Raw genomic sequence first — 23,369 nt, 5'->3', positions numbered from 1 at the left:
CGTGGACCTTGGACTCGCGGAAGATGTCGAACACGTTGGGGTCGCGGTAGCGCTCCTCCTGACGGTTGGCGGCGCCCAACATCGGCATCACCGCCGAGCCGGCCGGAATGTGCACGCCGCCCAACTCGGTGTCGCGGACGGCCACCCGGGTGATGGTGAGCAGGGGCGCGTCCCAGCGCACCCCCTCTTCGATGGCCTGCGGCAACAGGGAACGGTCCGCCCGGACGGCGTCGAGTTGATCGGTGTGGGTCAGCAGCGCGAACAGCAGATTTCCCAGCGAGCGGTAGGTGGTCTCGATACCGGCCGGCAGCAGCAACCGAAGGAAGGAGAAGATCTCCTCGTCGGAGAGCTTCTGGCCGTCGATCTCGGCGTCGGCCAGCCGGCTGATCAGGTCGTTGCGCGGTTCGGCGCGGCGGGCGGCCAGGATCGGGGTGAAGTAGTCGCGCAGAGCCAGCGACGCGGCCTTGCCGCGCTCGGGGTTGATCGTGAACGACAGCAGCGAGATAGACCAACGCTGGAACTGCTCGTAGTCCTGCTCGGGCAGTCCGAGGATCCGGGCGATGATGCGGGTCGGGTACTCGAAGTTGAATTCCTTGACCAAGTCGGCGTGGCCGCGCTCGGCGAACCGGTCGATCAGCAGGTTGGCCACCGGTATCACCAGTTCGTGTTCCCAGCCGGCCACCGCCCGCGGCGAGAACGCCTTGGACACCAGCGCGCGGTGCCGGCCGTGCACGGGTTCGTCCATGCCCAGCATGACCTGCTCGCCGAGTACATCGCCGAAGGTGTCGATGATGATCGACGACGAGAAGGTCTCGTTGTCGCGCAACATCTTTATCACGTCTTCGTGCCGGTAGACCATGAACACCGGCTTGGACTCCTCGTGCGGCATCCCCGACATGTCGATGCGCTGCACCGGCTCTTCCCGGCGTAACCGGGCCAGTTCGGTGTAAGGATCCCGCACGTCGCCGGACACCACGTCGTCGAAGGCGCCGAAGTCCTCCAGGTCATCAAATAGCTGCACAATTGCTCCTTCAGACGGCTGGGTAGGCGACGGACTTGATCTCGGTGTACTGGTCGAAGCCGGCGACTCCGTTCTGGCGTCCGACCCCGCTTGCCTTGTATCCGCCGAACGGCGTGTCGGCGCCGTAACCGGCGGCACCGTTGATGCCCAGGAAGCCCGCGCGCAGGCGCTTGGCCACCGCCAGAGCGTGATCCAGCGTTCCCGCCATGACGTTGCCGGCCAGCCCGTACACGCTGTCGTTGGCGATCCGGACGGCGTCGTCCTCGTCCTCATAGGCGATCACGGTGAGCACCGGGCCGAAGATCTCTTCCTGGGCGATGGTCATCGAGTTGTCGACGTCGACGAACAGGGTCGGCCTGACGAAGAAACCACGGTCGAGCCCGTCCGGGGCCTGCGATCCGCCCACCAGCAACCGGGCCCCCTCGGCGACCCCCTTGTCGATATAGCCGCGGATCCGCTCGCGCTGCTTGGCCGAGATCACCGGGCCGCACAGGGTCGCCGGGTTCTGCGGGTCGCCCGGCGTGACGCCCTCATAGATGCCCTGCAGGATGGCGACGCCTTCGTCGTAGCGCGACCGTGGCAGCAGCAGCCGGGTCGGGTTGGCGCACCCCTGGCCGGCGTGCATGCACGGTGCGATTCCCATCATGCAGCCCAGCGCGAAGTCCGCGTCTTCAAGCACGATGGTCGCGGACTTGCCGCCGAGTTCCAGGAAGAGCCGCTTCATGGTGGCCGCGCCCTTTTCCATGATGCGCTTGCCCACCGCGGTGGATCCGGTGAACGAGATCATGTCGACTTTGGGCGACAGCGTCAGCTCCTCGCCGATCAGCGGGTCGGATGCGGTGACGACGTTGACCACGCCCGCCGGGATATCGGTGTTCTCGGCGATCAGCCGGCCCAGCCGGGTGGCGTTGAACGGGGTGTCGGGCGCCGGTTTGAGGACGACAGTGTTGCCGGTCGCCAGCGCCTGACCGATCTTGTGGATGGCGACCTCGAAGGGAAAGTTCCACGGCACGATAGCCCCGACCACGCCGACGGGCTCCCGCCAGACCTTTCGCGTGGTGTTGGCGCCGGTCACCGAGACGAAGGCGTCGCCCAGCGAGGTCTCCCACGGGTAATCGTCGATCAGCTGCGCCGGGTAGTTCAGGGCGTCCGACAGTGGTGCGTCCAGTTGCGGGCCATGGGTGATCGCCCGCGGGCAACCGACCTCGGCGATGAGTTCTTCGCGGAGTTCTTCGCGTTCGGCTTCCAGCGCCTCCTGCAGTTGGCGCAGACAGCGTTGCCGGAAGGCGTGGTCAACCGACCAGTCGGTGTCGTCGAAGGCACGCCGGGCCGCGTCGATGGCCCGATGCATGTCCGCCGGTGACGCGTCGGCGACCTCGCCGATCAACTCCTCGGTGGCCGGGTTGATGTTGGCAAAGGTGCCGGCCTGCCCGTCGACGAGTTTGCCGTCGATCATCATCCGGGATTCGAACCGCACCTGGGGTAGCTCAGCCATGGTTTTCCTTCGCCAAGGAGCCGAACCGCGGCAGGCCCATCATGATCCGGATCATCTGGTGCACTGCGGCGGCGGGAAGTATCCGGTTGATTATCAACAGCATTCGCGCATCGGGGCCCACCGGTCGGCGCGCGAACGGCGCGCGGGATTCCAGCGCTTTGGCCAGCCCGGCCGCAAAGCGCTCCGGTGAGCGGGCGGCGACTTTCATGGCGAAGCGGCCCCGCTTGTCCATGGTCGCGTGGTGGCGCGCATAAGGCCCGGCGAGATCGCGGCAGTCGGTGGTGCCGGCATCCGTGATGATCTCGGTGTCGTAGGTGCCGGTGACCAGAACGGTGACGCCGAGACCGAACGGGGCGATCTCGCAGGCCAGCGATTCGCCCCACCGTTCCAATGCGCCCTTGGCCCCGGAATAGGCGGCGGTGGCGGGCATGCCGCGCACCCCTCCCTGGCTGGAGACCAACACGATGCGTCCGCGGCCGGCCGCACGCATCGCGGGCAGGAGCGCATTGGTCAACGCCACCGGCCCGAACACCGACGTGGCGAACATGCGCTCCCACAGTTCAGCCGGGGTCTCTTCGGCCATCCCGGCTGCCGATATCCCGGCGTTGTGCACCACCGCGTACGGGGCGCCGACCGCCTCCTGAATGGCCTTGGCCGCTGCGGCCACCGATCCGGCGTCGGTGAGGTCCAGGGGGATGCCGATCAGCCGGGTGTCGTCCTCGGACGCCCCGGTGGCCTGACGCAGTGCCTGCAGGCCCTTGTCCGCCGACCGCATCGCCGCCACCACCCGCCAGCCCCGGCGGTACAGGTGCACCGCCGAGGCCAACCCGAGCCCACGCGAGGCACCGGTGATGACAACGCTGCGCGGCTCACCCATTGCCGGGCCCGCAGCGTCCTCCGTCGGCGGGCGACTCGACATCGGGACGTCCGTCGGGCTGGCCACTCAACCAGGTCGACCAGATGCCCACCGAGTACGGTCCCGGTTGCCCCTCCTTTTCGTAGAAGCCCTGCGGGTCATAGATTTTGGCTTCCGGGTAGGGCCACGGGCAGGCCACCGTCCGGGACAGGTGGGCGGCCTTGACCAAGGCGAAGGTGCCGCCGTAGCAGAAGTAGCCGAGGTTGATCAGGACCAGCATCACCGTGAACATCCCCAGCACGGGGCGCCCGGCGAAGATCTTCGCCCGCTGGGCCAGTTTCTCGGCCACGGTGCGTCCGGTGTCGTCGCGGTAGAGCAACACACCTGCGGGCACCATCACGAAGTTGACGGCGAAGATCTCGAAGATGAACGGGAACTGGTGGGTCTGACCGACGAAGATCGACCCGAACGGGACCTGCGAGTAGATGTACATGCCGGTCTGCACCAAGGTGATCTCCAGCGCTGCATCGATCACCATTCCGAACGGCAGGATGCAGATGGCCAGGCTGATCAGCGGGTGGCGCCACACGAACGAGTCCACGGGCCGGCGCGCCTGAATCTTGCGCAGCAGCCAGATCCCCGGAAAGTAGGGGGCCAGATAGAACATGATGTAGCCCAGCACCACGAACGGCTCGACGGTGGGAGACAGTGAGACCAGCGGCCAGTCTTCGGGAAGGTGATGCAACTCGGGGTTGTAGACCGCATACGGCGCCCAGTTCATGATCGGGTCCTGCCAGACGATCAGCGTCGTGACGATCCCCATCAGCAGCACCGGGTGGTAGGGATGACGTCGCCACGCCACCACGTAGACGGTGGTGATGAGGATCATCACCACGACGGTGAACGCCTCCAGAACGCCGAGCCAGTGCTCGAATCCGAACAGCACCGGAACCGGCCGGGGCGGCGGCGTCTCGGTGATGGCCGGGTTGCGCACCCGGTCCGAGCTCAGGCCCGTGCGGGCATTGGCCAGAAAGAACCCGAGCACGCCGACGGCGACGGCGATCCACACCCACAACCAGGGCGACCCCCGTTTCGGCTCCTGGAGCGCGGTGGGGGCGGACGACACTGTCTGCTCTGCGGTCATCGGCTATTCCTCTCCGAAACGATCGACGAGATGGGAGTTGACACCGTCGGCGTCAAGCCTGCGGGCCACCAGATAGCCGGCGCCCATCCAGGCGCGGCGGGTCCAGTTCCCGAACGACACCCGCGTGCCCGGAGCTCCCGAGGCAGCGGGCATCATCTTCACTCGCTCCAGCGCTTCCTTGACGCCGCGCGGGCTCAGCGGATGCGCATCGCTCAACGCGCGCACGAGTGTCATTGCGACATCGCGATTTACCACCGAAACGCACCACTCGGTTCGCCGGCCGTAGGCCTGCTGGTAGTCGTCGAGGAACGCCTGACCGACCTGGTTCCCCTCGTCGTACTGGTCGATGCCGACCCAGCCCATGAACGCGTTCCACATGATCGGGTTGATCCACGCGTTCTGGAACGCAGTGCTGGTGAAACGGGGAGGATCCCAATTCAGCTCCTGCAACGCCGGGTTGATGAAGACGATCCCGAATCCGAATCCGCAGTGCACGATCGCCGGCGCCTTTGCCTCATGCAGGGTGCGGACCGCCGCCGACACGTCTTGGGCTGTCTGCGCTATCGTCGCCTCGGCCACGATCCGGATGCCCTTGCGCCGGCACGCCTCCCGGAAGTTCTTCAGGTAGGTCTCGCCAACCAGTGACTGCTCTTTGAGCACGCCGACTTCGGTGTGGCCGCCTTTGGCCAGCAGGTCCGTCCAGAAAATCGGCTCGTCGGTCAGCGAGCCCTGCGGAAACGCGAAGAACCACTCCCCCAGCGCTTCGTCGGATCCGGTGACGCTGATGCAGGGAACTTTGAAGCGCTCCGCTATCGCCTCGCTGGTCGGCACGCAGTTGTCGGTGATGTGCGGCCCGAAGACGGCCAGGCACCCCTCGTCGCACAGTTCGCCGTAGGCGTCGATGACCGCCTTGACCGACCCCTTGGGCAGGCCCTCGACCTCGCGGTAGACGATTTCGACCGGCCGATCCAGCAATCCGTTCTCGGTTGCCTGTTTGAAGGTCAGATCAAAGGGTTGGGTCAGGTCTTCGAAGTAGGTCTTCGGGAAGCCCTCGGGAAGCCGGAAGTCCATCAGATAACCGATCTTGATCGGTTCCGCGGTGCTCTCGTAGGACATCTCGCCTCCGTGACGAACCTAATATTTGTTCAGACCCTAGCCTGCGGCTATCCGACCGTCAATCACTTCTCCGGCAGGTAGACGGCGATCATCTCCACCAGGCCACGGGACACCAGGGAATCGTCGGTCAGCGGCCCCGCGATGGCGGCCCGGGCCGCTTCGCGCGGTGCCAGCCCCTCGGCGATCAGGCGCCCGGCGGCGATCAACACCCGGGTCGAGGCCACCTCGCGCAGTCCGCCGGTCTCCACGCGCCGAATCGCCTGCCCGAGCCGGACCAGCTCCGCTGCCCGCTCGTGGTCGACACCGGCCTCGCTCGCGACGACCTTCACCTCGACCTCGGTTGCCGGGAAACCGAACTCGATGGCCACCATGCGCTGCCGCGTGGAGTCCTTGAGGTCCTTGAGCACACTCTGATAGCCCGGGTTGTATGACACCACCAGCCCGAATCCCGGGGCGGCATCGAGGGTCACGCCCAGCCGCTCGATCGGCAACTGGCGACGGTAGTCGGCCAGCGGGTGCAGTACCACCGTGGTGTCCTGACGGGCCTCCACCACCTCATCGAGGTAACAGATGGCGCCCTCGCGCACGGCTCGCGTCAGCGGCCCGTCCACCCACTCGGTCTCACCACCGCGCAGCAGGAACCGGCCGACCAGATCGGCGGTGGTCAAATCATCGTGGCAGGCGACGGTGATCAGCGGCCGGCCCAAGTCGTGCGCCATCGCCTCGACGAAGCGGGTCTTGCCGCATCCCGTAGGGCCTTTGAGGACGATCGACAGTCCCTGCCGATAGGCGGCTTTGAAGACCTGCTCCTCGTTGCCGGTGGCCACGTAGTAGGGACGCGTCGCGCGCGTCGCAGCTGCCATGTTCTTCCTCACCCTTCTGCTTACGCGACCCGGCGTCGCAGGTCGGCCGCGCTCAGCGCCGCGCGGAACAGCGGCCCGATCACGCGGTGAAGCTGGTCAAGCCGGGGTACGGTCGCGTGCGCGGCACTGCCGAAGACCCGGCGCAACTCCTCGACGTCGGTAGCCGCCCCGACCGTGAGACACAGACAGCCGGTGCCGCTGCGACGGGCTTCGACGAGGGCTCGGTGGGCGTCGGCCGCACCGTAGCGCCGCTCGTAGCCGTGGTCGTAGGCCAACCCGTCGGAGAGCACGACGAGCAGTCGGCGCGGGGTCCCGCCGCTGCTCTCCAGAACCGCAGAGCCGTGCCGGATGGCGGCGCCCAACCGCGAGTAGGCCCCGGGCTTCAGGCCCGCCAGTCGCCGCATGGCCAGCGCATCCAGCGCGTCGTCGAAGCGCTTCACCGGTATGAGGTGCACCGCGTTCCTGCCTTGGGACGAAAACGCATAGAGCGCAAGCCGGTCCCCCAGGCCGTGCAACGCGGTGGCCAGCGCTGCTGTCGCCGCGCGCTGCTGTTCGTGCACGGTTTGGCCGGCAGAGCCCGGCTCAGCCGCCGAGCCGGAGATGTCCAGCAGGACCAGCACGCACAGATCCCGTCGCCGCCGCAGGCTGTCGAGGTAGACCGCTTCGTCGGGTGCCGAGCCGGCCAGCACTTCGACCCGTCCCTCGATCGCGGCATCCAGATCGATGTCGTCACCCTGGGGTTGCCGGTGGTAGCGGTCCAAGCCGAGACCGAGCCGGGCCAGCGGCCGGCGCAACCCATAGTCGGTCGCCGGCAACGCCGGTCCGGTACCGGGGTCGGCCGCAACCTCCACGACGGTGCACCAGTCGGGGCGATAGCTGCGCCGCTGAAGATCCCACTCGGGATAGGTCACACCCACGCCGTCGCGCACACCGGTGTCGTCGTCGAGCCCGCCCGTTCCAGCCGAGGACACGACGCTGCCGGCGCCCCGCACCCCCGAACGCGTCCGGCGGGTGGGGGCATCGGCTCCCGGGGGGCCGTTGCCGCGCAGCCGACGAGTCACCTCCAGCATCTTGGCGACCAGCCGTCCGAGCGCCCCGCTGCCGCCGACCGGACTGGAGAACACATCGACGGTGTCTTCACCGCTCTCGGCGCCGTCGTCGAGGTCGGCCGGCGGTGTGCGCTGGTGGCGCGGTCGGTGCGTCTGTGGAAGATCGGATTCGGCGTGGCTTTTCTGCTCAGCCAGCAGCTTTCCCGGCCGAAGAACACCGAACGCCGCCGGCGGCGCCTCGGCCACCGTGCTCGCCAGGACCAGCGATGCGGCCGGCGAGTCGCTGCGTGCGGCGAGGCGCTCGTCGATCAGCGACGCCGCTGCCGGCGGCACCAGTTCCCTATTGGCCGCCAAGGCCCGGTGGCCCTCGATGGCCAGATAACGCGCCGCGAGACCTCGGCGACGGACCAGCCTGCGCATCAGCTCGCCATCCAGGCTTCCCGCCGCGAGCAGGCAGGCCTGAACGGTCACCTCCTGGAGCTGGCGGGCCGCGTCCAGGCCGGCGCCGATGTAGACGGTCTTGCCGTCGGTCCAGGGCGCTTCGCCGACGGCAACGGCCGCCACTGCCAGTGGTATCCCAGATAGCGCGGACGCCAACAGGTTCCAGCGCTGCAGGGACTCGTCAGCATCGTGGTGGTTCACGGTCTCCTCGTCCACCTATGGTGACCAAATATCTGTTCCACCGTAGAGTCCGCCGTGACCACAGTCAATCGTCTTAGGCGTTGCGCTGCTCGTTTTCCGCGGGCAGGCTCGTCAACGGCGCCTAGGCCCCTGGTTCTATGTCAGCGTCACCGTGCGATCACCGGCAACCTCGCCCACCCCCGAACACTGGCGGTGTGTGCGCGCTCGGCGCCCGCGTAGTCGACCTCCCAGTCCGGCCACCGTTTGAGCACCTCTTCGAAGGCGACCCGGGCCTCCAGCCGGGCCAGTGCCGACCCGAGACAGAAGTGCACGCCCTTGCCGAAGCTCAGGTGCCCGCCCTCGCGGTGAATGTCGAAGCGATCGGGGTCGACGAAATGCCGGTGGTCGCGGTTGGCGGAACCGTTGAGCAGCAACATGAACGAGCCTTCCGGAACCCGGCGGCCGTAATACTCGACGTCACGCGCCACATAGCGGGCCTGCACCGGAGACGGCGGCTCATAGCGCAGTGTCTCTTCGATTGCGCCCGGAATCAGGCCCGGATCGGCGGCCAGCTCCCGGCGTTGGTCGGGGTGATCCGAGAGCAGCTGCGCCATGAAACCGATCAGCCGCGCCGTGGTCTCGTTCCCCGCGCCGGCGATCATGGCCGTGTAGGCCAATACCTCGGTGCGCGACAGCGGACGCCGCGTGCCGTCGGGCTCATCGATCTCCGCGCGCAGCAGCTCGGTCATCAAGTCATCGGAGGGGTGATTGGCGCGCCACTCGATGTATTCGGAGAACATCACGATGCTGTCGGCGAAGATCTGCTGGGTGAAGTCACCGGGCTCTCGCCCTTCGGCCATCTCGATGAATGAGCCGTTGCGGTCCCGGATCGCCTCCTGATCCTTCTCCGGGATACCCAGGAGATAACCGATGGTCCGCATCGGCATCACCGCTCCGAGATCGGCGATGAAGTCAAAACCTCCGGCGCCCACCAGCGGGTCCAGCTCTTTGACGCAGAATTCCCGCACCAGGTGTTCCACCGAGAGCATCCGCCGGGGGGTGAACACCCGCGAGAGCAGGCTGCGGTGCAGATCGTGCAGTGGCGGATCCTCGAACAGCAGGATCCCCGGCGGCACCTCGAGATTGTTGAACAAGATGTCAGCGGTGGTTCCGCGTCCGGAGCGGTAGGTCTCCCAATTCGGCAGCTCGCGCACCACATCGTCGTAGCGACTCAACGCGTAGAAGTTGAACTTCTCGTTGTAGTACAGCGGGGCTTCTTCGCGCATGCGCTTCCACACCGGGTACGGGTCGTCGTCGATACCGCGGTCGAACGGGTCGTAGTACAACTCGATGGCGCTGGCACCTGTCACAGGTCACATCCCTTCGGCGAGGCGTTGGTTGGGCGATCTCAGCTGTTGCGGTGCAGGAAGCCGTGCAGGCTCGCCTGGGTGAGTTCCTCGACGATCACTTTTCTCGAAGGTGGCCTGGACCCGAAGTAGGTCGACCTCAGCGCGGCCATACCGGCGATCATCGCCACCGTGGAGTGCGCCGGCAGGTTCGGGTGCGCCGCTCCGATCGATCGCAGGTTCATCCCTTCGGCGCTGATCCTGCCCAACATTGCGATGGCGCGACGGACATCGGCGATACCGGCCTGCGCCGCCTCGTCTTCGGTGAGCGAATCCGAGGCCATGAGCGTCACCAGCAGCCCCTGATGACGCACGAACACGTCGTAGAGGCGTCCGACGAAGTGGCGCGCCAACTCTTCCTCGCTGGTCTGTTCGGGGTCAAGTGTTTGCCAGGTCCGGGCGAAGTCCTCGACGAAACCGGTGAAGGGAGCGACCAGGGCCTCCCGGAACAGCGCCGCCTTCGAGCCGAAGTGCCGGAACAGCAGCGGCTCGGTGACGCCGGCCGCCTGGGCGATCTCGCGCGTGGTCGTGCTCCGGTAGTCCTGCCGGCCGAAAAGGTCTCGCGCGGCGTCGAGCAGCAGCCGGCGTGGCTCTCCGCGCGACCTGCGGGTCGCCGGAGACTGCCGTTCGGTGGCGGACGACGCTGCCTGGTTCAACCTGTTTCACTCCTCGAATCGCACCCGATGCGGCGCAGTTTTAAGATAGTCTCCGCTACCTAGATTGGATAGTGGCCACTATCTGTCAAAAGTAGCCGAAGGAGAGCGCGACGTGGGCGCTGTGATTATGCTGGGCACGCTGTTCGGACTGATCGCCGTGATTTTCGGCGCCGTGTGGCGCTGGGATCCCGAAGCCCGCGGCGCGGAGCAGGTGCGGCGATGAACACCGAGTTGACCCCGCTGCTGATCGCCGGCATTTCCTTCGCCTACATCGGCGGTATCGGGTTCACCGCGGCCGGGGTGTATCTGAGCATTCGGCGAGGCCGGCTGCATCCGCTGCTCCTGCTGTGCATCTCGGCGATCTCGTTCTCCTGGATCGAGGCGCCGTACGACTGGGCGGTATACGCGCAGTTCCCGCCGGCCCTGCCGCGCATGCCGTCGTGGTGGCCGTTGAACATGACGTGGGGCGGCCTGCCCTCGTCGGTTCCGGTCGGCTATATCGCCTATTTCGTGCTGCCCGCCGTCCTCGGCGCGGCGCTGGGACGCCGACTGAGTACGAGATTCGGCTGGCGCCGGCCGTTCACGCTGCTCAGCGTGGGACTGGTTGTCGGATTCTGCTGGGCGCTGCTGTTCAACGCCTTTCTGGGAGCCCGGTTCGGCATCTTCCACTACGGCTATGTGATCCCCGGTCTGGCGTTGCGGGAGGGGACCGTCCACCAATACCCGCTCTACGACTCCCTGGCGATGGGGGTGCAGATGATGGTCTTCACCTACCTGCTCGGGCGCACGGATTCGCAGGGCAGAAACGTCATCGAGATGTGGGCCGACAAGCGCTCGAAGACACGGCTGCAGGCGTCGGTGCTGTCGGTTCTGGCCGTCATCGTGATCGGAAACGGTTTGTACGGCGCGGTCTTCGCACCCCATCTGGCCACCAAGCTGGGCGGCTGGGTGAACTCCGGCCCCAGCGAGCAACTGTTCCCGGGGGTGCCGAACCAGCCATTGGTGGGCCACTGACAGCGGCTCGGTTCGGCATCGACACGACGGCGCCAAAGCGTTGACCGCATGCGGCACCGCGCGATAGGCTCCGCTGAGGAAACCAAACATTGGGTCCGCCATGCCGTTGCGGTCGACTCGCGACAGCTGCAGGTGGGGCCGGTTCGGTACGAAGGTCGATCGACGGCTTGGCGTCCGATGGCGACTCTCGGGTCGCAATCGTCGAGCAGAACGGGGAGGTTCCGCTGGCTGTCACATCGGAGCGCGGCGAGCATGCCGAGGGTGCTTCGCTCGCCGAGATCGGAGCGTGGCTTCGGTCCTACGTCTGGTCGCATCCTCTGCGATCGCTGGGAACCGTAGGCGGCCAGACAACTCTGGGTCTGCGTACCGTGCAATACCTGTTCATCGACCTGGTCACCGGGCGCTTCGCGGTGTCGGAGTTCGTCAAGCAGGCGGCCTTCATGGCCGGAACCGCATTGGTCCCGACGCTGCTGGTGACCATTCCGGTCGGAGTCACGCTGTCGATTCAGTTCGCCGTGCTCGCCGGCCAAGTCGGCGCGGAATCCCTCTCGGGTGCCGCGAACGGTCTGGTGGTGATCCGTCAGGGCGCTCCTCTGGTGGCCGCGATACTGCTCGCGGCAGCGGTCGGTTCGGCAGTCAGCGCGGACCTGGGATCTCGGACCATGCGTGAAGAAGTCGCCGCGATGGAGGTGATGGGCGTCTCGGTGATCCGCCGACTGGTCGTGCCGCGCTTCGCGGCGCTGATCCTGATCGGGGTGGCGTTGACCGGGCTCGCCACGTGCGCGGGTTTCTTCGTCGGGTACCTGTTCAACGTCTACGTGCAAAGCGGAACGCCGGGGTCTTTTGTGGCCACCTTCGCCTCTTTCGCGACGGTCGATGACCTGGCGCTGGCGCTGGCCAAAGCGATCGCCTTCGGCGCGATCGTGGCCGTGGTGGCCTGTCACAAGGGCCTGGACACCCGAGGAGGACCGGCCGGGGTCGCGAACTCGGTGAACGCGGCGGTGGTCGAATCGATCCTGCTGCTGATGATCGTCAACGTCGGGATGAGCCAGCTCTACCTGCTGCTCTTTCCCAAGGCGAGCCTGTAGGCACCATGGCCGTCGCCGTCTACCGCCCCAGTGCGGTGCACCAGATCCTTCGGGCGGCGGAGTTGGTGTGGCGGCCGATCGCCAAGGCCGGCCACATGCTGGACTTCATCTGTCGCGTCCTGGTCGCCGTGCCGCTGATGCTGGCCCGCTACCGTCGGGAGTTCGTCCGTAACCTGTCCGATATCGCCTGGGGCAACGGCGCTCTCGTCGTCGGCGGGGGCACCATGGGTGTGTCGCTCGTGCTCGGGATCACCGCCGGGGCACTTCTGGCGATCGAGGGCTACAACGCGCTGAACCTGTTGGGCCTGGGACCGGCCACCGGACTGTTGTCCTCATGGGGTTCGACCCGCGAGTTGGTGCCGGTCATGATCGCCATCGCCTTCACCACCCAGGCCGGCTGCCGCTTCACCGCCCAACTGGGCGCCATGCGCATCGCCGAGGAGATCGACGCGATGGACGCACTGGCGATCAAACCGATCCCCTACCTGGTGACCACCCGCGTAGCGGCGTCCGTGGCGGCGGCTATCCCGCTGTTTTTGGTCTGCCTGGCCGCGGCATACCTGTCGGCGCAAGTCGTCGTCGGCGTCATCGCGGACACCTCCGCCGGCACCTACGAACACTACTTTTCGCTGTTCAGCAGCGGACGCGACGTCTTCTACGCGACGGCCAAAGGTGTCATCTTCATCTTCTTCGCCGCAGTGATCCAGTGCTACTACGGCTATTTCGCCTCAGGTGGCCCCCAGGGCGTCGGAGTCGCCGCGGGGCATGCGATGCGGGCCACCATCACCGTGGTGATCATTCTGAACGCGTTGCTGACGTTGGCGATGTGGGGCGTCGACGCCGGCGCCAGGTTCGGTGGCTGATCGTGCCGAACTCCTTCGACGCCAATGACCGCGGCCCGTCGAACCTTCGCCTGTTCTTCACCGGGTTGGCACTGCTGGCAATCGTGACCATTGCAGTGGCACTGCTGATCGCTCAATCCCAGGGCGCTCTGCGGCAGTCCATTCGCATCACCGCCGAGCTCACCAACGTCGGCGACGGGCTGCCGGTGAAGTCCGACGTGAAATTCCGCGGCGTCCTGGTCGGATTCGTCTCAGCCGTCACGCCCGGAACAGCGGGGCGGACCAACATCGTGCGGATCGACCTGCACCGTGCACATGCCTCCGGCATTCCCGGCACCGTGACCGCCCGGGTGGTGCCGTCCAACGTCTTCGCCGTCTCGTCGGTACAGCTGGTCGACCACGGCCCCCGCTCGGCCCCGGTGCGATCCGGCGCGGTGATCGCCGAGGACCAGACCTTGCCGACCGTGCTGTTCCAGACCACGCTGAACAAGTTCCGCCAACTGCTGGCTGCGGTGGGACGCCGGCCCGCCGCCGACAGCGTCGGATGGCTCACCGCCCTGGGCGACGCCACCAGCGGGCGCGGCGAGCGGCTGCAGAACGCGGGGCGCGACCTCAACCAGATCGTCGACGAACTCAACGCCGTCGTCACCGGCGACACGATGAGCCCCTCGACCCTGTCAGCGCTGTCCGCGGCGACCGCTGCGCTGAGGCAGACCGCCCCGGACCTGCTCGACGCACTCGACGAGGCGGTCACGCCCATGCGCACGCTCGCCGAAAAACGTTCGGAACTGACGAATCTGCTCTCCGCCGGGCTCGGCACGGCCGGTGTGCTCGGCGACGCCTTCGATCACAACACCGACCGCATGATCGACATCTCCACCAAGCTCACACCGGTGCTGGGCGTGCTGAGCGATCACGGCGACACACTGCACGCGATCGCCAGCCGGCTGACCACGCTGGTGGGCCGGGTCATGGACATCGCCTGGAACGACGACACCAATCAACTGGTGGCCAAAGCCGTCATCTCACTGAACCCGACCCGGACCTATGTGCGAGCGGACTGCCCCCGCTACGGCGACATGGCCGGGCCCAGCTGCTTCACCGCGCCCGAGGTTCCCACCGCACCGGCGTTGACCCCGTCACTGGAATCGCGCGGATTTCCGCTGCCTCCCGGCATCACCGAGAACCGCCCCAACTTCGCACCCCCGCGGGGCTCGGTGTTGCCCCCGCCGGCCGGACCCGACCTGCCCGCGCCCGCGCCCGCGCCACCGGACCCCGATCCCGCGGCACCGGCACAACCCGAGGCGGCGGTGATCGGCGGCAACGTCGGCCCGGTCGGCAGTTCCCGGGAGAAACAACAGTTGAGGGTCATCATGGGCGATCACGCCAGTACCGCCGCCGAGGTCCTGCTCGCGCCACTGCTGCGCGGCAACACAGTTCGCCTGACCGGTGACGCCGGCGGTGCGCTATGAGACACCGTCGGGCATTGTTGGGACTGAGTCTGTTCCTGGTGGTCTCGACCACCGCAACATGGCTGGTCTACGTCACGCTTCGCCGCGAGATCACCGGCCCCACCACCACCTACAGCGCGATGTTCACCGACGTGTCAGGTCTGCACAGCGGCGACGATGTGCGCACCGCGGGGGTCCGGGTCGGACGCGTCGACCGAGTCGAGTTGGTCGGCAATCTCGCCAAGGTCAGCTTCCGGGTACCCAAGACCCAGGCCATCTACGACGACACCGTGGCATCGGTGACGTATCAGAACATCATCGGCCAGCGATACCTGGGACTGTCCCCCGGATCCGCGACCTCGCACAACCTGCTGCCGCCGGGCGCCGGCATCCCGGTCGAGCGCACCCAACCGTCCTTCGACATCTCGCATCTGCTCAACGGATTCGAGCCGCTGTTCACCCTGTTGAGTCCACAACAGGTCGACAACCTCACCAGCGGCATCATCGCGGCGCTGCAGGGCGACTCCGCCTCTTTGGTGACCTTGATCAGTCAGACCTCCGCCCTCGCCGAATCGTTCGCGGGCCCGGATCAGATCCTCGGCGAAGTCATCGCCAACCTCGACGAGGTCACGGCGATCCTGGCCCGCCAAGACCGCGACCTGCATGCCGTGATCGAAAACTCCCGCAGCTCCTTGGCGACCCTGGCCAGCCGGCGCGACGAGCTGATGACCTCGGCCGGGTCGATCACCGGGGCGACGGACCGGCTGGCGGTCATGCTCGATGCCGTCTACCCCCAGCTCCAAGAATTTCTGCTGCGTGAGCCGGGATTCGTCGGCCACCTCACCGGCGAGGGCAGGCAGCGATTCGCCTACTACGGGGCGAATCTCGTGCTGGTGCTCAAGGGCCTGGCCCGGGCAACCCAGAGCGGCAGCTACATCGACGGCTACATCTGCGACATCAATGCCACCGTTTTCGCGTTCCTGGGCCGGGTGATCCCGGGTACCGTCAAACTCGCCTCCCCGGGCAATGTCGTCCAACACTCACCGATCTGCAGGTAGGCAGCCGATGCCCCGGAGACCCAGACGCCCCATCGAGGCCTACAACGCCATCTGGGTGGGCACCGTCTCGGTAGCGGTCATGGCGGTGGTGATCCTGACCCTCGTCGGCATCGGCAAGCTGTCGGTCGGTCGCAGCGGATACCAGGCCGAGTTCGCCCAGGCCGCCCAGCTGCGGCCCGGTGATCAGGTCACCGTGGCGGGAATCGAAGTCGGCACGGTCAAAGACGTTGCACTCGCCGGCAACCACGTGACGGGGAAGTTCACCGTCGGCAACGGCATTCGACTCGGTGAAGCCTCGCGCGCGGCGATCAAGCTGACCACACTGCTGGGGCGCCGCTATCTGGAGCTGTCCCCCGCCGGCGACGGCGCGCTGGCTGCGCGCACCATCCCCCTGGCGAACACCTCGGTTCCCTACAACCTCCAGGCCACATTGGCCGACGCGACCACCACGTTCGAACAGGTCGACGCCGACCGCATCGCCCAATCCATGGCCGAGCTCAGCGGCGGCCTGGCCGGTGTTCCCGAGGCACTGCCCGAGGCCCTGCGGAACGTCACATCCCTGGCCGACGTGATCGCCGCGCGGCGCGACCAGATGGGGTCACTGCTGCGCAACGTCGACACCATCACCGGACTGATCCGAGACCAGAAGGCCGATCTCGGTGCTCTGGTCATCCAAGGCGCCGACCTGCTCCAGACGATCAACGCCCGGCAGGCATCGGTGCACCGACTGCTCGACGGCATCACCGCATTGGTGGACACCTTGAAGACGCTGTTCAACGACGAGCCGGCGATCAACGACCTGTTGGCCAACATGCGCCAATTCGCGCAGATGGCCGCCACCCACGACGAACTGGTGCGCAACACACTGCAAGTGATGCCGGTGGCGTTCCGCAATCTGGCCAACGCCAGCGGCAGCGGCACCGCACTGGATATCAACCTGCCGGCCGGGGTGCTGATCGACTCATGGATGTGCGCGCTCAGTGCGCGCGGCAAGCAGTTCGGGCTGGCGCAGTACTTCACCGACTGCCAACCGGCCGCCGATCCCTTTCCGGGTTGGCCACCACCGGACCCGGCGAGGATGCCCGGATGAGCCGTCGAAGCCGCCGTATCGCGCCGATCGCGATCGGATCAGCCCTGCTGGTATGCACCGCAATGTTGCTCTGGTACCTGGCATCCGGGGGATCGCACCGCGCGATGACCGTGACGGCACAGTTCGAGGAGGCGGTGGGTCTGTATGCGGGCAATTCCGTCTCCGTGCTGGGCATGCCGGTCGGCAGGGTCACCGAAATCAACCCCAAGGACAGCTACGTCGAAGTGACGCTGGTCATCGACAAGAACATCGACATCCCCGCCGACGTGCAGGCCGTGACGGTCGCCACGTCCATCCTGACCGATCGCCATGTCGAACTGACACCGCCGTACGACGGTGGCCCGAAGCTGCGCGACGGTGATGTCGTGGGCCTGACCCGCACCCGGACACCCGTCGAATTCGATCGCACGCTGGCCATGGCCGACAAGCTCTCTCGCGCACTCGACGGCGACGGTCAAGGTCGCGGCCCGCTCGCCAATCTGATCGGCATCGGAGCCAAGATCTCCTCCGGCAGCGGACCCGACATCAAAGCAGCTCTCGATCAGCTGTCCCAGGCCCTGCGCCTGAGTTCGGACAACGGCGCTGCCACCGAGAAAACCATCGCCTCCATTGCGGCCAGCCTCGCCGACCTGACCCAGGCGGCCGCGGATAATGACACCGCGATCCGCGACTTCGGAGCCAACGTTCGTGCGCTCAGCGATGTCATCGCCGCCGAGAACCTCGGGGCCGGCAGGACCGGCGCCAAGGCCAACCAGATCCTCGACCAGGCGGCAGCGCTGCTGGAGAAGAACCGCGACACCATCAAGGGCGTCGTCGGTGACTTCGGTGCGCTGACGACCACGCTGACGCAGCACCGCCGCCAAGTCGAGGAGATCCTCGACGTGTTGCCGCTGGTGGGCACCAACATCTACAACGCCGTCGATCCCAATGGCCAGACCCTGCGAATCCATCCCACGCTCGACAAGCTGATGCTCAACGGTCAAATGGCCAAGGACATCTGCAATCTCGCCGGGATCAAAGACCTGGGCTGTGCCACCGGCACGGTGGCCGACAACGCGCCCGCGTTCGGCACCACGTTCTTCGTGGAGGGCATGACCGGCCTGCTCGAGAACATGGCGGGAGCGGGACGATGACCCGGCACCGAGTGGCACCGGGCGTTCGGCACGCGCTGCGATCCACGGTGATCGCGGTCCTGGTGTGGGCACTGGCGGGTTGTGCCGGCGGTCTGGCAAGTATCCCGCTGCCCGCACCGGGACGGATCGACGGGGACCTCACCCTGCGGGCCGTATTCGGCAACGCGCTGAACCTGCCGGTGAAAGCGAAGGTCAAACTCAACGGCGCCGATATCGGCGAGGTCGAATCCATTGCCGCTGACGAATTCGCCGCGCTGGTGACCATGAAAGTCAGCTCCGGCGTGGTGCTCTACAACGACACTGTCGCCGAGTTGCGCTCCGCCACACCGCTGGGCGACATCTTCGTCGCCATGCGCCCCGGACCCGGTACGCCCATCGATTCCGAGCGGCTGCGCGATGGCGACACCATCGCGCTGGACCACACGACCTCGGCCGCGACCATCGAAGACGTGCTCGGCTCGGCGGCACTGCTGGTCAACGGCGGCGCGATCCGCCGACTGGTCTCCACCGTCAACGGCGCGGGTACGGCGGTGGGCGGTCGGGGCGAAAAGGTGTCCACCCTGCTGCACAACTCCAGTGCGCTGCTGTCGCGCTTGAACCAGCGCTCAGCGCAGATCGACGACGCGTTGCGCAACACCTCCGAACTGGCCGCCACCCTGTCAGCTCGCCGCGAAAGCCTCAACAAGGCGCTCAGCGCCGCCGCACCGGCGACGCAGACCCTGGCCGACAACGCCACCGGAGTCGCTGACCTGGTTGCGGCATCGGCTCGAATCACCACCCAGCTCAACCGATTCCCGTCCATGCAGGGCACCGATACCCGCAGCACCATCAGCGACCTCAACCGACTGTCGGACGTCTTCAATCAGATCTCCACCGACCCCGATCTGAACCTGAACATCTGGAATCGGATGATCTCCGGAATCACCCACATCACCAGCGGGCCCGACATCCACGCGGTGGGAATCATCACTCAGCTGGCACTTGGGGCGTTGCCCGATAAGAACTATCCCGGCGATCCGGGCATTCACGGCCCCGACGGCACCGACTGGCACGCCATGATCGGCAGCCTGCGCTACGAGTGGAACCTGCTGCTGAGCCGCATCTACGGACCTGAGCACCAGCCGCGATGAGCAGCCGCCTCGTACACCTGCTCGACGTGCCGGCGCGACTGCTGGTCACTTCGGTGTCGGCGCTGCGCAGCCACCGAGTCGCCGCATCGGTAGCCGGTATCGCGGTGACCCTGATCGCCGTGTTGGTCTACATCGTCGGCGGAACGCTCGGCATCAGCCCATTCCGGTCGACCATCGCCGTGCAGGTCCACCTGCGCGAGTCCGGGGGGCTGCTGCCCAATCAGGATGTCACGTTGCGCGGGGTACCGATCGGCAAGGTCAACGCCGTATCACTGGGCGATACCGGCGTGGTGGCATCCATCGAGATCGACAGCCGCAAGCGCGTGCCGCAGAACAGCCGGGTCCGCGTCTCGGCACTGTCGGCGGCCGGTGAGCAGTACCTGGACTTCGCGCCCGAGCAGCCCGGCGGACCGGCCCTGACCGACGGCGCCGTGATCGACGAAGATCACACCGCGGTTCCGGTATCGCTGGCGCAGCTGCTCGCCGACGCCAATGGGCTGCTGGCGCAGGTCGATCCGGAGAAGCTGGCCGCCATCACCGACGAACTGCGGGTATCGAATCAGGGTCCGGCCAAGCTCGCAGCGCTGCTCGACGGCGGAGCGTTTCTCATCTCGACGCTCGACTCGGTGCTCCCCGAAACCGTTCGCGTGCTGCGCACCGGCCGCACTGTGCTGACCACCTTCGTCGACACCGGCCCCGGCATGACGCGCACCGCCCAGAACATGCGCGGCATCATGACCGGAGCCCAGTCCATGGACGGCGGGTTCCGCCTGCTGGCCGATCGCGGCGGACGTCCGCTTGCCATGATGGACAAGATCATCGAGGACAACTCCGACACCATGGTTCAGTTGCTGGGCAACCTCGTCAGCACCGCCCAACTCTCCTACGCCCGACTGCCCGCGCTGAACGAGATCGTCAACTCCGATCGCGGCGGCTCGGCGGTGGAGGCGCTCAGCAGCGTGGTGCGCGACAAGGCGGTCTGGGTGATCGCCGACCTGTATCCGCGCTACAGCTGCGATTACGGGCTGCCCCCACTGCCACCGGCCATCCCCAACTACCCCGAGCCGTACCTGTACACCTACTGCGCCAACCCCGACCCCTCCGTTCTGGTGCGCGGCGCCCGTAACGCTCCGCGCCCGCCCGGAGATGACACGGCGGGACCACCCCCCGGGGCTGACCCCAAGGCGCAGGCCGACCCGGTTCCCCCCGATCCCCTGACGCTGCCCACCCCGTTCGGGGGCGTGCCGATGAATACCCCACTGCCCCCCGATCCGCCACGCTGACCCAGGACGCGACCATGACAGCTGAGATCAGCGACAACGAGGCCGAAGTTCCCCGGCAGGACAGTTCGGAATCCGCCGATCCGTCGGCCGACCGCAGCCGGGTTGCCACGACGATGGAAAGGATCGGTGGCCGATGGCTGGCCAGTCACGTCGAGCTGAAGTAGTGGCCGCCGCGGGCAGCATCCTGATGGCGCTCGTGCTGTTGGCACTGAGCAGCACGGTGCTGGCCGGGGTGGCCCGGGCCGAACCGGCCGAGGCGCTGATCTCCGGTACCAGCCTGGACGGGCTGGGGACCTGGACGGTGCGCTATCAACGCCTCGCCGACGGCGATGCACCGGCGGCCCCGCTGATCAACGATCACATCGACGCCGAGGCGAACCGCGAAGTCACCCAGGCGACGTGGGACGGATCGACACGGCGGCCATGGACGTTCGACGCGAGCGGAACCCTGACTGTACGGGCCACGACTGTCTCGCAGGTCTTCGTCGGGTCCTACAACACCGCCGAGCCGCACATGCCGATGCGCACCGTGGGGACGGTGGTGTGCGACGCCCGCAGCGGCGACATCATCACGTGGGACAACCTGTTTCGCGACAAGACCGCCGGCCTGACGAGGCTGGGTGCAAGCACGGAGGCGCAGCTGGCGTCGGTCGCCTCTCCGTCGCAGCTGCGCGACTGGCGTCGCGCCGGGCAGTTCGCACCGGTCGACGTGAACTTCAAGTACTGGGTCCCCACCCGTGACGGAATCGCTCTGCAGATACCCGAGGTTCAGTTCGGTCGCGGGCTCAAGGTGGTGACCGTGCCGTGGACCGAGCTCAACGATCTGATCGCGCCCGAGTTCGCGTCCATCGCCGACTGACGGAATCATTGACCAAATATCTGTTCCGCCGTAGAGTCGGACAGGCGACGTCTGTGACCTAGCAACGCAGCTCGAGGAGCCCGCATGAAGATGGACGACTTCGTCCTCGTCTCCGTCGATGATCACCTTGTCGAGCCACCTGACATGTTCGAGGGCCATATCCCGGATAAGTACAAGGACGACGTTCCCCAGCTGATCCAGCGGGCCGACGGCACTGACGCATGGGTATTCGAGGGGCAGGAGGCCACCAACATCGGCCTCAACGCGGTGGCCGGCCGCCCGCCGGACGAGTACGGCGCGGAACCGACCAAACTGAGCGAGATTCGCGAAGGCTGCTACAACATTCACGAGCGCATTTGGGACATGAACGCCAACGGCGTTGCCGCCGCGATGAATTTCCCGTCCTATCCGCAGTTCTGCGGGCAGTACTTCGCGCGTGCCAAGGACAAGGATCTCGGGCTGGCGGTGCTGCGGGCCTACAACGACTGGCACATCGACGAGTGGTGCGCCACCTATCCGGGTCGGATGATCCCGCTGGCACTGCCGCCGATCTGGGACCCCCAGCTGATGGCCGAGGAAGTCCGACGGGTGGCCAAGAAGGGCTGCCATGCGGTCACCTTCTCGGAGAACCCGACCAAGCTGGACTACCCATCGCTGCACGATCCTCATTGGGATCCGTTCTGGCAGGCCTGCAGCGACGAGAACACCGTCGTGTGTCTGCACATCGGGTCATCGTCCTCGGTGGTGATCACCTCGATCGACGCGCCGGTGGACACCATGATCACCCTGCAGCCGATGAGCATCGTCAATGCCGCGGCGGACCTGGTCTGGTCTCCGACGTTGCGCAAGTTCCCCGACCTGACCTTCGCGCTGTCCGAGGGCGGCATCGGCTGGATCCCGTACTTCCTGGAGCGCGTCGACCGGGTCTATAAGATGCACCGGGCCTGGACCCACCAGAACTTCGGCGACAAGCTGCCCAGCGAGGTCTTTCTGGAACGCATCGTGACGTGCTTCATCGACGACGGCTTCGGCATCGAGAACCGGGACAAGCTCAACCTCGACATGATCACCTGGGAGTGCGACTATCCCCACTCGGACTCGACCTGGCCGCTGGCTCCGGAGTCACTGGCCGGATACCTGGCCGGGCTGCCCGACGACGAGATCGACAAGATCACCCACGAGAACGCATTGCGACTGTTCTCCTTTGACATGTTCGCCCAGCTTCCCCGCGACCAGCTCACCGTCGGTGCGCTGCGGGCCCAAGCCCGCGATGTCGACCTGGGCTATCGCTCCTCGCAGCGGCTGAAGAAGACCGGCACCGACACCGTGACGGTCCTGGACCTGGCCGCCAAGCTGCCCACCGGGACCTGACTGGGCACGGCCCCGACGGCGAGGTCGGACAGCGGCATTCTGGTAGCGTTTCAACCAAATATTCGGTCGTCAGGCTCGGGTCGGTTCCCAGCTGATCACGCGAGCAGTGGAGGTGCGGTGGGGCGCCGAAAGCCAGCCCGAGCGGCATCTTCTGCGAAGCCTAGCGGCGGCTATGACGACGGAACGCGGCGGACCGAAATCCTGCAGACCGCGGCCACGCTGATCGCCTCATCGGGCCTGCGCACCTCGCTGCAGGAGATCGCCGACGCCGCCGGAATTCTGCCCGGCAGCCTCTACCACCATTTCGACTCCAAAGAGGCCATCCTGGTGGAGTTGGTCCGGCGCTACCACACCGACCTCGAGCGCCTCGGCGAGGTGGCGCACGAACGGCTGGATGAGCTGGGCCCAGCGCCGGGGGCCGAAGCGATCGTCGAGCTGGGATCGGCGATCGCGCGATGCGCCGTCGCGCATCGCGCCGCGCTGCAGATGTCGTTCTATGAGGCCCCCAGCGCCAACCCCGAGCTGGTCAAACTGCTGCAGGAACCGCCGACCAACGCGCAGCAGGCGATGCTGCAGACCCTGCGGGCCGCGCGGTGGAGCGGTTATATCCGGCCCGATCTCGACCTGCCGACCCTGGCCGATCGGATCTGTCAGTCGATGATGCACGTAGGCCTGGACGTCATCCGGCACAAATCCGCGGCCGACCAGACCGCTGCGTTGCTCAGCCGCATCATGTTGCAGGGCTTGGCAGCTCGTGAACACAGTAACGAGGAGTTGGACCTCTCCCCCGCCTTCGTAGCCGCCGAGCTGTCTCTTATACACA

22 protein-coding genes are annotated in these 23,369 nt (G+C 66.7%); 13 read left to right on the top strand and 9 right to left on the bottom strand.

Annotation, left to right across the window (positions count from 1 at the left end):
• From LI92_RS11870 to LI92_RS11830, 9 genes are all read right to left on the bottom strand, one after another.
• On the bottom strand, positions 1-1,024 hold a 1,024-nt coding region (locus LI92_RS11870), incomplete at its 3' end, for a cytochrome P450 (protein ID WP_046319121.1).
• Positions 1,025-1,031: 7 nt separating this feature from the next.
• The gene (locus LI92_RS11865) at positions 1,032-2,480 is read right to left on the bottom strand and encodes an aldehyde dehydrogenase family protein (protein WP_046319120.1); all 1,449 of its coding nucleotides are present in this window, start codon (positions 2,478-2,480) and stop codon (positions 1,032-1,034) included.
• 28 nt (positions 2,481-2,508) lie between these two features.
• A complete protein-coding gene (locus tag LI92_RS11860) occupies positions 2,509-3,393 on the bottom strand; it encodes an SDR family oxidoreductase (protein ID WP_046319106.1) in 885 nt (294 codons plus the stop codon).
• Positions 3,386-4,516 (bottom strand): spirocyclase AveC family protein, encoded by a 1,131-nt coding sequence (locus LI92_RS11855; RefSeq protein WP_046319104.1) that lies wholly within the window; start codon positions 4,514-4,516, stop codon positions 3,386-3,388. The genes LI92_RS11860 and LI92_RS11855 overlap by 8 nt, the downstream gene beginning before the upstream one ends.
• Positions 4,517-4,519: 3 nt before the next feature.
• Complete coding sequence (locus LI92_RS11850) at positions 4,520-5,632, bottom strand: ABC transporter substrate-binding protein (protein WP_046319103.1); 1,113 nt, start codon at positions 5,630-5,632, stop codon at positions 4,520-4,522.
• 62 nt (positions 5,633-5,694) lie between these two features.
• Positions 5,695-6,495, bottom strand: coding sequence for a CbbQ/NirQ/NorQ/GpvN family protein (locus tag LI92_RS11845; protein WP_046319102.1), 801 nt, complete (start codon positions 6,493-6,495; stop codon positions 5,695-5,697).
• 20 nt (positions 6,496-6,515) lie between these two features.
• Entirely contained in the window at positions 6,516-8,186 is a 1,671-nt protein-coding gene (locus tag LI92_RS11840; RefSeq protein ID WP_286135051.1) for a nitric oxide reductase activation protein NorD, read from the bottom strand.
• A 146-nt stretch (positions 8,187-8,332) separates the two neighbouring features.
• Complete coding sequence (locus LI92_RS11835) at positions 8,333-9,535, bottom strand: cytochrome P450 (RefSeq protein WP_046319100.1); 1,203 nt, start codon at positions 9,533-9,535, stop codon at positions 8,333-8,335.
• A gap of 38 nt (positions 9,536-9,573) precedes the next feature.
• Positions 9,574-10,227 (bottom strand): TetR/AcrR family transcriptional regulator, encoded by a 654-nt coding sequence (locus LI92_RS11830; RefSeq protein WP_046319099.1) that lies wholly within the window; start codon positions 10,225-10,227, stop codon positions 9,574-9,576.
• Between the two features lie 219 nt (positions 10,228-10,446).
• Between LI92_RS11830 and LI92_RS11825 the strand changes: the two genes are divergently transcribed.
• The 13 genes from LI92_RS11825 to LI92_RS11770 all read left to right on the top strand — a co-directional run.
• Positions 10,447-11,241: a spirocyclase AveC family protein gene (locus LI92_RS11825; RefSeq protein ID WP_046319097.1), complete on the top strand. Its 795-nt coding sequence runs from the start codon at positions 10,447-10,449 to the stop codon at positions 11,239-11,241.
• A 278-nt stretch (positions 11,242-11,519) separates the two neighbouring features.
• Positions 11,520-12,329: an MlaE family ABC transporter permease gene (locus tag LI92_RS11820; protein ID WP_082109678.1), complete on the top strand. Its 810-nt coding sequence runs from the start codon at positions 11,520-11,522 to the stop codon at positions 12,327-12,329.
• A 5-nt stretch (positions 12,330-12,334) separates the two neighbouring features.
• Positions 12,335-13,192 (top strand): ABC transporter permease, encoded by an 858-nt coding sequence (locus LI92_RS11815; RefSeq protein WP_046319095.1) that lies wholly within the window; start codon positions 12,335-12,337, stop codon positions 13,190-13,192.
• Positions 13,156-14,643, top strand: a complete 1,488-nt coding sequence (locus LI92_RS11810; RefSeq protein ID WP_286135050.1) for an MlaD family protein — start codon at positions 13,156-13,158, stop codon at positions 14,641-14,643. Before LI92_RS11815 ends, LI92_RS11810 begins: the two co-directional genes overlap by 37 nt.
• On the top strand, positions 14,640-15,680 hold the full coding sequence (locus LI92_RS11805) for an MCE family protein (protein WP_046319093.1): 1,041 nt from the start codon (positions 14,640-14,642) through the stop codon (positions 15,678-15,680). Before LI92_RS11810 ends, LI92_RS11805 begins: the two co-directional genes overlap by 4 nt.
• Before the next feature lie 7 nt (positions 15,681-15,687).
• On the top strand, positions 15,688-16,770 hold the full coding sequence (locus tag LI92_RS11800) for an MCE family protein (protein ID WP_046319091.1): 1,083 nt from the start codon (positions 15,688-15,690) through the stop codon (positions 16,768-16,770).
• Complete coding sequence (locus tag LI92_RS11795; protein WP_052740775.1) at positions 16,767-17,903, top strand: MlaD family protein; 1,137 nt, start codon at positions 16,767-16,769, stop codon at positions 17,901-17,903. Before LI92_RS11800 ends, LI92_RS11795 begins: the two co-directional genes overlap by 4 nt.
• Positions 17,900-19,033, top strand: a complete 1,134-nt coding sequence (locus tag LI92_RS11790) for an MCE family protein (RefSeq protein WP_046319089.1) — start codon at positions 17,900-17,902, stop codon at positions 19,031-19,033. The genes LI92_RS11795 and LI92_RS11790 overlap by 4 nt, the downstream gene beginning before the upstream one ends.
• Positions 19,030-20,316: an MlaD family protein gene (locus LI92_RS11785; RefSeq protein WP_082109677.1), complete on the top strand. Its 1,287-nt coding sequence runs from the start codon at positions 19,030-19,032 to the stop codon at positions 20,314-20,316. Before LI92_RS11790 ends, LI92_RS11785 begins: the two co-directional genes overlap by 4 nt.
• Positions 20,317-20,330: 14 nt before the next feature.
• Complete coding sequence (locus LI92_RS23760; RefSeq protein WP_192830037.1) at positions 20,331-20,480, top strand: hypothetical protein; 150 nt, start codon at positions 20,331-20,333, stop codon at positions 20,478-20,480.
• On the top strand, positions 20,480-21,175 hold the full coding sequence (locus tag LI92_RS11780) for a hypothetical protein (RefSeq protein WP_052740774.1): 696 nt from the start codon (positions 20,480-20,482) through the stop codon (positions 21,173-21,175). Before LI92_RS23760 ends, LI92_RS11780 begins: the two co-directional genes overlap by 1 nt.
• Before the next feature lie 84 nt (positions 21,176-21,259).
• Positions 21,260-22,546: an amidohydrolase family protein gene (locus tag LI92_RS11775; RefSeq protein ID WP_046319088.1), complete on the top strand. Its 1,287-nt coding sequence runs from the start codon at positions 21,260-21,262 to the stop codon at positions 22,544-22,546.
• Between the two features lie 117 nt (positions 22,547-22,663).
• The coding region (locus tag LI92_RS11770) for a TetR/AcrR family transcriptional regulator (RefSeq protein WP_046319109.1) at positions 22,664-23,369 on the top strand (706 nt) is incomplete at its 3' end.

The organism is Mycobacterium sp. UM_Kg1, assembly GCF_000972925.1.
Classification (GTDB): Bacteria; Actinomycetota; Actinomycetes; order Mycobacteriales; family Mycobacteriaceae; genus Mycobacterium; species Mycobacterium hiberniae.
This window is presented reverse-complemented; position numbering and strand designations above follow the sequence as displayed.